Source organism: Acinetobacter sp. 766875, from assembly GCF_000582055.1.
GTDB lineage: Bacteria > Pseudomonadota > Gammaproteobacteria > Pseudomonadales > Moraxellaceae > Acinetobacter > Acinetobacter nosocomialis.
In genome coordinates this window covers 24,641-33,205 of sequence record NZ_JEXX01000032.1, presented here as the reverse complement: position 1 = coordinate 33,205, position 8,565 = coordinate 24,641, and the positions used below count along the sequence as shown (strand labels likewise).

6 protein-coding genes are annotated in these 8,565 nt (G+C 39.2%); 4 read left to right on the top strand and 2 right to left on the bottom strand.

The features are described from left to right. Window positions 1-1,135: 1-deoxy-D-xylulose-5-phosphate synthase N-terminal domain-containing protein (locus J576_RS18345; RefSeq protein ID WP_033855723.1), on the bottom strand; the 1,135-nt coding region annotated here is incomplete at its 3' end. Between the two features lie 303 nt (window positions 1,136-1,438). On the opposite strand from J576_RS18345, the gene ribA reads away from it, so the two are divergent. The 3 genes from ribA (at window position 1,439) to aroE (ending at window position 4,085) form a co-directional block, all read left to right on the top strand. Continuing rightward, a complete protein-coding gene (gene ribA / locus J576_RS18340; RefSeq protein WP_002052274.1) occupies window positions 1,439-2,041 on the top strand; it encodes a GTP cyclohydrolase II in 603 nt (200 codons plus the stop codon). Between the two features lie 127 nt (window positions 2,042-2,168). Further along, complete coding sequence (gene hemF / locus J576_RS18335) at window positions 2,169-3,119, top strand: oxygen-dependent coproporphyrinogen oxidase (protein ID WP_025467950.1); 951 nt, start codon at window positions 2,169-2,171, stop codon at window positions 3,117-3,119. A gap of 177 nt (window positions 3,120-3,296) precedes the next feature. Next, the gene (gene aroE, locus J576_RS18330; RefSeq protein ID WP_002052315.1) at window positions 3,297-4,085 is read left to right on the top strand and encodes a shikimate dehydrogenase; all 789 of its coding nucleotides are present in this window, start codon (window positions 3,297-3,299) and stop codon (window positions 4,083-4,085) included. A gap of 47 nt (window positions 4,086-4,132) precedes the next feature. Here aroE and J576_RS18325 read toward each other — a convergent pair whose 3' ends face one another. After that, window positions 4,133-6,475: a hypothetical protein gene (locus tag J576_RS18325; RefSeq protein WP_002052311.1), complete on the bottom strand. Its 2,343-nt coding sequence runs from the start codon at window positions 6,473-6,475 to the stop codon at window positions 4,133-4,135. A gap of 257 nt (window positions 6,476-6,732) precedes the next feature. Here J576_RS18325 and J576_RS18320 point away from each other — a divergent pair, with 257 nt between their 5' ends. After that, complete coding sequence (locus J576_RS18320) at window positions 6,733-8,556, top strand: acyl-CoA dehydrogenase C-terminal domain-containing protein (RefSeq protein WP_002052306.1); 1,824 nt, start codon at window positions 6,733-6,735, stop codon at window positions 8,554-8,556. Window positions 8,557-8,565 lie beyond the last annotated feature (9 nt).

The window sequence follows — 8,565 nt, the reverse complement described above, 5'->3', positions numbered from 1 at the left end:
AAGCCATACCAGCTGCAAGTGTTACGGCATGCTGCTCTGCAATCGCGACATCAAAGAAACGTTGGGGGAATTGCTTAGCAAACTTAACCATGCCCGAGCCTTCACACATAGCAGGCGTGATCGCAAGCAACCGCTCATCTTGAGCAGCTTCATCGCATAACCATTCACCAAAAACATCCGAATACTTTGGTGGGGCTTTCCCGCCTGAAGTGGCATTAATTTTACCAATCGCATGGTAAGTAATCGGGTCAGCTTCAGCAGGAGCAAAGCCTTTGCCTTTTTTAGTATAAACGTGAACTAAACGTGGACCTTTACGCTTTTTAAGCGCATTGAACACTTGAACCAACTGATTGACATCGTGCCCATCAAATGGTCCAAAATAATCAAAACCAATTGCTTTAAATAGGTTATCTGCTGCATCGGTTGCTGATTGGTGTAATCGAGAGTTATAAGTCCATTTTGGATGTGGCTGGATATAAGCTTCACCATGTTCATTTACATTGACTAAATGACCTTTTTCCCAAATTGCAGCTAAATGCTTAGCGAAGCCACCAGTACTGCAAGAAATGGACATGTCATTGTCATTGAGTACAACAATCAAGTCAGCATCATGTGCAACCGCATCATTCATAGCCTCAAATGCCATGCCTGCTGTCATTGCACCATCACCTACGATACAAACAACTTCACATGGGTCATTTTGATAACGGCGTGCAAGTGACATACCTAGGCCAGCTGAAATCGCTGTTGACGAATGCCCTACCCCAAAGGTATCAAAAACCGATTCTTCTCTGGCAGGGAAAGCTGCTAATCCATTTTTTGAACGGATAGTTGTAATTTGTTCACGGCGACCAGTCAGGATTTTATGTGGATATGCTTGATGTCCTACATCCCAAACTAACCGGTCATTTGGTGTATTAAAACAATAATGCAGCGCAACCGTCAGCTCAACCACGCCGAGGTTAGCACCGAAATGGCCACCACTCTGGCCTGCTGCATATAAAATATATTGACGCAACTCATCAGCCACTTGAACCAGTTGGCTATGCTCGAGCTGACGTAATTGTTGAGGATGATCAATTGCATCTAACAATGGCGTAACAGGGCGTTGAGTTGGAATTTCGGTATACAACATATGTGGCAAAGCCTTTATAAGCCTGGCAAATCCTAAGCTGGGTCAAAATGGGTCGATCATACAATCGAATGAAGTCACCTTCAATCAGCCACATTTGCGAACGAGATCATGCAAAGCAGTCTCTCATACATTATGGGTATGGTTGGCAGATTATCCTGAATAATCTGACTATTTATCAACTATTATCGTCTTCTTTATACAAAAAAGAAAACCTTAGTGTGCAAAATGATTATGACAATTCGACCAATCTCCCAGCATTACGCTATACTTTAAACCGTTTTCGGTTAAAAGATGAGTTAATCTGTGCCTATAGAGTTCATTGCAACATCAAAACTCCCGACCGCTTTTGGTGAATTCAATATTTCTGTGTTTCTAGATCCCGTTACAGGTGAAGAACATGTGGCACTTTCTAAAGGGTTAGAAAATCCGCCAACAGGCCCTGTTTTGGTTCGTGTACATTCTGAATGCTTAACAGGTGATGCTTTTGCATCATTAAAATGTGATTGTGGCCCACAATTACAAGCCACTCAAAAACTCATCAATGAAGCAGGACAAGGTGTAATTTTATATTTACGCCAAGAAGGTCGTGGAATTGGTTTAACCAATAAAATTCGTGCCTATGCTTTGCAAGATCAGGGTCACGATACAGTAGATGCCAATTTACTATTGAATTTACCTGCCGATGCACGCCGTTACGATATGTGTAGCATTATGCTCGATCACTTAAAAGTAAAAGAAGTGAAGTTAATTACCAATAATCCTTTGAAAATTCAGGCACTCAAAGATCAGGGTATTAATGTCGTAGATCGTGTACCGTTAACTGTCGGCCGCAATCCTTTTAATGAACAATATTTAAAAACCAAACGTGAAAGAATGGATCACCTTTATCAAAAAGATGATTTTTGATTCCAATTCCAAAATTTAAAAACAATATTTAAGGGATTTTTTCAAGATTTAGAAAAAATCCCTTACTTTTTTTATGGTTTTATGTTTTGATGTATTTAATTTATATCAATCATCTTTGAGGGTCATTATGCAACATCCGACTTCCACAGATATTCAACGTGTCCGCGAATTTCTCCTCGATTTACAAGCCCGTATTTGCACTGGTTTAGAACAACAAGAAAAAGCTGGCGGTGGTACGGCAGAATTTATTATTGATGATTGGGAACGCCCTGAAGGCGGCGGCGGTCGTTCACGTGTGCTGCAAAATGGCACAGTGATCGAAAAAGGTGGTGTGATGTTTTCTCATATCAATATTAGTAAACTCCCTGCTTCTGCTACTGAACGTCACCCTCAAATTGCAGGTGCTAAAGCTCAAGCACTCGGTGTTTCTTTAGTTATTCACCCTAAAAACCCAAATATTCCAACCTCTCACGCAAATGTCCGTTTATTCGTTGCAGAACGTGAAGGACAAGATCCGATTTGGTGGTTTGGCGGTGGATTTGACTTAACGCCATTTTATCCAGATGACCAAGATGTTTTAAATTGGCATCAAGCTGCTTATGACCTATGTAAACCTTTTGGTGACAATGTTTATGCTGAACATAAGCAATGGTGTGATGACTATTTTTATTTAAAGCATCGTGATGAACAGCGTGGTGTGGGTGGCTTATTTTTTGATGATTTAAATTGCTGGGATTTCGAAACCTGCTTTAAATATATTCAAGCTGTAGGCAATGGTTATTTAAATGCCATTTTGCCAATTTTCGAAAAACACCGTGAACAGCCTTATACCGAAGCTCAACGAGAATTTCAGCTTTATCGCCGCGGTAGATATGTTGAATATAACTTGGTTTATGACCGTGGTACGTTGTTTGGATTACAAACAGGTGGCCGTATCGAGTCTATTTTAGTCAGCCTACCTAATTTAGCTGCATGGTCTTATCGTCCTGAATGGGATGAAGACTCTCCAGAGAAGCGTTTAACTGACTATTACTTAAAACCTCGTGATTGGTTAGGTTTAAAAGAAAAAGTCGCTTAATTTTTTGTTTTGGGGATTCTTTGGCTTCCACCCTAAAGAATCTCCTTTTTTGATTTCAATTTCCCTTCCTTCATTCAAATATTTTTTCTTGTGTTATTTTGACTTATAGTGAGGCCTGCTGAATATTCAGCACAGGCTTTATCTGCTTTATGCCATTTTAAAATTTTGGATACAAGAATGACCAAACAGTTTGCAGTAATTGGCAACCCGATCGAACAATCACGCTCGCCTGAATTGCATCATGCTTTCGCTCAAAAAACAGGTGTTGATCTAAACTATCAAAAACGTCTCGCGCCTCTAGATGGTTTTGAGTCAAGCATGCGCAGTTTCTTTGCAGAAGGCGGCAGTGGCATGAATGTTACTGTTCCCTTTAAAGAGCAAGCTTTTGCTTTATGTGATGTATTAACCGAGCGTGCCCAAATTGCTAAAGCTGTAAATACCTTGTGGATGAAAAATGGCAAATTGCATGGCGACAATACAGATGGCCAAGGCTTAGTCGCCGCAATACAAGCTTTAGATTGGAACTTAGAAAATACAACTATTTTAATTTTAGGAGCTGGTGGTGCAACTCGTGGTGTCATTTATCCGCTGGTACAGGCTGGCGCTAAAAAGATCGTCATTGCCAACCGAACCCTCGCTCGTGCAGAGCAACTTGTAGATGACTTAAAAACAGCAGTTCCACAAGCCCAATTACAAGCAATTTCTCTAAATGATTTAGACGGCGATTTTGATATTGTAATTAATGCAACTTCTGCAAGTCTTTCAGGTGATGCTTTACAACTTCCTGAAAAATTACAGTTCAAATATGCGTATGAAATGGCTTATGGCAAACCTTCTAGTTTCCTTGATCAGGCGAAACAGCGTAATGTGCCTTATGCAGAAGGTTTTGGTATGTTAGTAGGCCAAGCCATCGAAGCTTTTTATATCTGGAATGGTGTAAGACCAGAGTTAAAAGATTTCTTATAAACAAAAAAAGAACCTACTTAAAGTAGGTTCCTTTTTTATCTCATTTACTATTTTTTAGCAGCGACCATTTGCTTATAAACATCTCGGAAAATTTCATAATCAATAAATTCATTATGTTCAGGTTTTAACTTCTGAATTGTTTTTTCCGTAAGCTGTTGTTTACGAGCAGCCACATAAACGTTCCCTAAAATATCAGCTGTTTCTGATAACAAATGGTTTTCTTCAGCAGAAACACCATTTTGTTTTTCAAATTCTAACTGATACTGCTTTGAGAACAGTTGGGCTGGCTGTTTATATTGCTTTTGTAGTTTCTGCCAAGCTTCACGCCCTGCTTTACCTTGCATAGTCTCTATTACAATATGATCTACAGCACGCCCTAACTCATGGTCAAACTGTTCATCCTGTTCAAGATGATGCTTTTTCTGTAAAGCAGTAATACGCTCTAAAGCTTTTCCTTGAGGGTTATAGGTATCTTCTTCCGAGAACCAGTAAGCATAAACCTCTGCAATTTCTTGTAGCTGTTGAACAGAGTAATATTTGATATATGACGGTTTTTCAGCTGTTAATTTGGCAATAAATACTGCTTTATAAGTTTTGTCATAAGCATGCGTTGTATCATAGGTTTTATCAGCCAGTACAGCCAGATTTGCATCTAAATCTTGTACATCACTATGTGTGCCTACCGGATGCTCTAAAACATCACCTTGTCCAAGCTTTTCTCCAAAACCTTTAATAAAGTTTTCGAGCATAGAACCTTTACTTGCTTCAGCTACAGACTTGGCCTGTTTAAGCTGCTTTTGATCAATTGAGGTTGCTTTACCGTAATTTAAAATTTGCATGTCCGCTTTAATATTAAAGCTATGTTTAAACTCGGCTGGCGTATAAGCAACATCATAGGTCATGTTCACTGCACGACCTTTATCATCTAAAGCCACATCAATCGTGATTGGATTTCTTTGCTTAGGTAAAGCTTGCTCAATCTCGGCCTTGTGTTTTAGCCATAAAGCTTTGAATGCTTCATCATTGATAAACTGGTTTTGGTTATAAGCTTCAAAAGTTTGTTTTAAAGCATCTCGGCGAGACTTGGTTTGAACTTTTTCAGCACTTGCAGCACTCTGGTCTAGCACATCAATGCCATAAACTTGGCAATAATTAATATCACCTAAAGCAACCGGTTTTTTCAGTGACTTTAATTCAATACATTGATCTTCGGTAAGCGTTACAGCGTCTTCACCTTGTGCATCCTGTACACCATCTGCAGCTACTTCTTCACTGCCATTTTGATCTTCAGAAACTGATGCATCTGCTGCTGCCGGAGCTTGTGCTGCCGCACTTAAATTGTCTTCACCTGCATCATTTGATGAAAGAGCACCATCAAAGTGTGCATTGATTAAACTATACAATTCCTGACTTACAGCAGCCGCATCTTCAGAAGAAACCTTTTGTTCTTCTTTATTAACAGCGCCTTTTTTCGCTTCAGAAGCGGCAAGCTCTTTTGCTACTTTTTCAGCCATCTTTTGGTTATCAAAACCTAATACACTTTTTTGAAGATATTTATCATTGACCTGACCATACAGCTCAACTTCTAAAAGCAACTCTTCAATGGTGGTTTTCAAACGAATTTTATCAACTGCCCCAGCCTTACGATCAGTCTCTGTCAAAGATACACGTTGTAAGTTTTGCGGGTCAGCCAAACGATAAGAAACCGCGCTAGAAGCTTTAAGATATTCAATAAACTTCTTCGTATCGACATTTTTAAAGAAGTCTTTATATTTTGAAAAATCAATATAAGCCAAATTATTTTGATTTTCTTTATTGACTAAGTACGGCATTAAACCGAAGTAATTTACGTAAAACTTATAATTTTCCAGATCAAGCACCATTGGCAATTTTGCCTGAACCAATAGCGTTGGTTTTTCATATTTAGCAGTAAGGTTAAATGAACCCATTTTTTGACGGTAATGAATTGAGCCATCATAGCTAAACTGAAGATCATTTAATAAATTAATTAATACGGCGTTTACTTTTTCAGAACGTGCTGAGGGCCCCAAATCACCTTGTTCATTTGCAATAGCTGCATATAGGGTTTGTTTCTGAGCTTTACTTAAACCAACTTTTTGCTCACGTAAATATTGATCAACTTTCTTTTGTAATTCGGCATCAAGTTTTGGCCTATTTTCAGCTTTTCCATTTTGCTTTATTTGTGATGGATCAACCGTGATTTTAAAGTTTCCGCGATAGTCATAACTTGGATATTCATACATCGCATTAACGCTTTGAATGGCCTTTTGCTCTAAATTCGCAGATGCCACTTGTGGACGCACGCCGTGTTGTGCACATGCAGTCAAGCCCAAACTAAATAAACATAAACTGAGATATTTTAAATGCATAACCTTTTTTAAAACCTTATCGCTTTATCTTTTTAACAAAACTTGCTAAAAATAAAAAAATTAGTTGTTTTTTCACATAAAAGTATAAGACCTGACTTTATCAGAAAATATAATTTCCAGTGTATTTATTTTCGACAAAATTCGCTTTTCTGACATTCTTTTCGGGTGTGATTAACATTGTATTTTTATCATGCGAGTGAATAATCAAATCATCGATTCAGATAATCCCACAATGTCTTACAATTAGGATTAAAGCCATGCCAGCATATAAAGCTCCCCTACACGATATCCGCTTCTTAATGAATGAAGTATTAGACTATCCTGCTCACTATAAAACTTTATCAAATGGTGAAAGTGCAGATCCAGATACGGTAGATATGATTCTTGAAGGTGCGGCAGATTATTGTGAAAACGTACTCTCCCCCCTTAACCAATCTGGCGATGAAGAAGGTTGCCATTTTGACAATGGCGAAGTGAAAACTCCAAAAGGTTTTAAAGAAGCTTATGACCAGTTTGTAATGGGTGGCTGGCAAGGACTTTCTTATCCTGAAGAATTTGGTGGCCAAGGCCTTCCAATGTCTTTAAACCTGATTAAATCAGAGATGATGGGTACAGCGAACTGGTCATTTACCATGTATCCGGGTTTAAGCTCAGGTTGTATGAATACGATTTTGCAATTCGGTACAGATGAGCAAAAACAAACCTATATGCCTAAACTTGTTGAAGGTACATGGAGCGGCACAATGTGCTTAACCGAACCTCAATGTGGTACAGACTTAGGTCAGGTAAAAACTAAAGCTGAGCCTCAAGCTGATGGTACTTATAAAATTTCTGGTACAAAAATCTTCATTTCTGCTGGTGAACACGATTTAACTGAGAACATTATTCACATCGTGCTTGCACGTCTTCCAGATGCACCAGCAGGTACACGAGGTATTTCTTTATTTATCGTTCCTAAGTTTATTCCAACCGCTGATGGCGGCGTAGGTGAACGTAACACGGTTAGCTGTGGTTCAATCGAACATAAAATGGGTATTCGTGCTTCTGCAACCGCTGTGTTGAACTTTGACAACGCAACAGGCTACCTCATTGGTGAAGTAAACAAAGGCCTACATGCCATGTTTACCTTTATGAACACTGCGCGTATTGGTACTGCGGTTCAAGGCATTGCACATGCTGAGTTATCTTTCCAAGGTGCTCTACCTTATGCCAAAGAACGTATGTCTATGCGTGCCCTTTCTGGTAAAAAAGATCCAGATAAAGTGGCTGATGCGATTATTCACCATGCTGATGTACGTCGTATGTTATTAACTCAAAAAGCGATCGCTGAAGGCGGTCGTTCAATGATCTATTACGCAGCACAGCTTGCTGATAAAATGACAGACGCTTTGACGCGCGGTGACCAAGCTGCATTTGAAGATTATGATGACAAACTTGGTTTCTATACACCAATTTTGAAAGGTTTCTTGACCGAGCTTGGCCTAGAAGCTGCTAACCATGGTATGCAAGTGTACGGCGGCCATGGTTACATCAAAGAATGGGGTATGGAGCAAATCGTACGTGATGCTCGTATTTCTACTTTATACGAAGGAACAACTGGTGTTCAGGCACTCGACTTGATTGGTCGTAAAGTATTGTTAAGCTCAAAAGGTAAAGTAGTGCGTGAATACACTGCTGAAATCTTAAAATTCTGTGCAACACATGCACGTAATAAATACTTACGTCGTTTCGCTTGGGATTTAACAAAGCTTTGTGCTCAATGGAACACTTTAACTGTTCGTATCATGCTTGCTGCACGTAAAGACCGTGACATCGTATCTTCTGCTTCTGTAGACTTCTTGATGTTCTCAGGCTATGTCATGATGGCTTATTTCTGGGCTCAACAAGCCGTAGTTGCTTCTGAAAAATTAGAAGTAGGTGACGGTAAAGAAACTCCTGAATTCTATAAAGCAAAAATTAAAGTTGCTGATTTCTACTTCGACCGTTTATTACCACGTGCACAAGGTCATGCAGAATCAATGGTAACGACTTCTCGTACACTTACTTCATTACCAGTTGAACACTTTAGCTTCGACTACTAATAATAAGTA

Excerpts from the sequence above, each read along its gene's own strand:
- hemF (WP_025467950.1), top strand. The coding sequence starts at position 2,169 with ATGCAACATCCGACTTCCACAGATATTCAACGTGTCCGCGAATTTCTC.
- aroE (WP_002052315.1), top strand. The coding sequence starts at position 3,297 with ATGACCAAACAGTTTGCAGTAATTGGCAACCCGATCGAACAATCACGC.
- J576_RS18325 (WP_002052311.1), bottom strand. The coding sequence starts at position 6,475 with ATGCATTTAAAATATCTCAGTTTATGTTTATTTAGTTTGGGCTTGACT.
- J576_RS18320 (WP_002052306.1), top strand. The coding sequence starts at position 6,733 with ATGCCAGCATATAAAGCTCCCCTACACGATATCCGCTTCTTAATGAAT.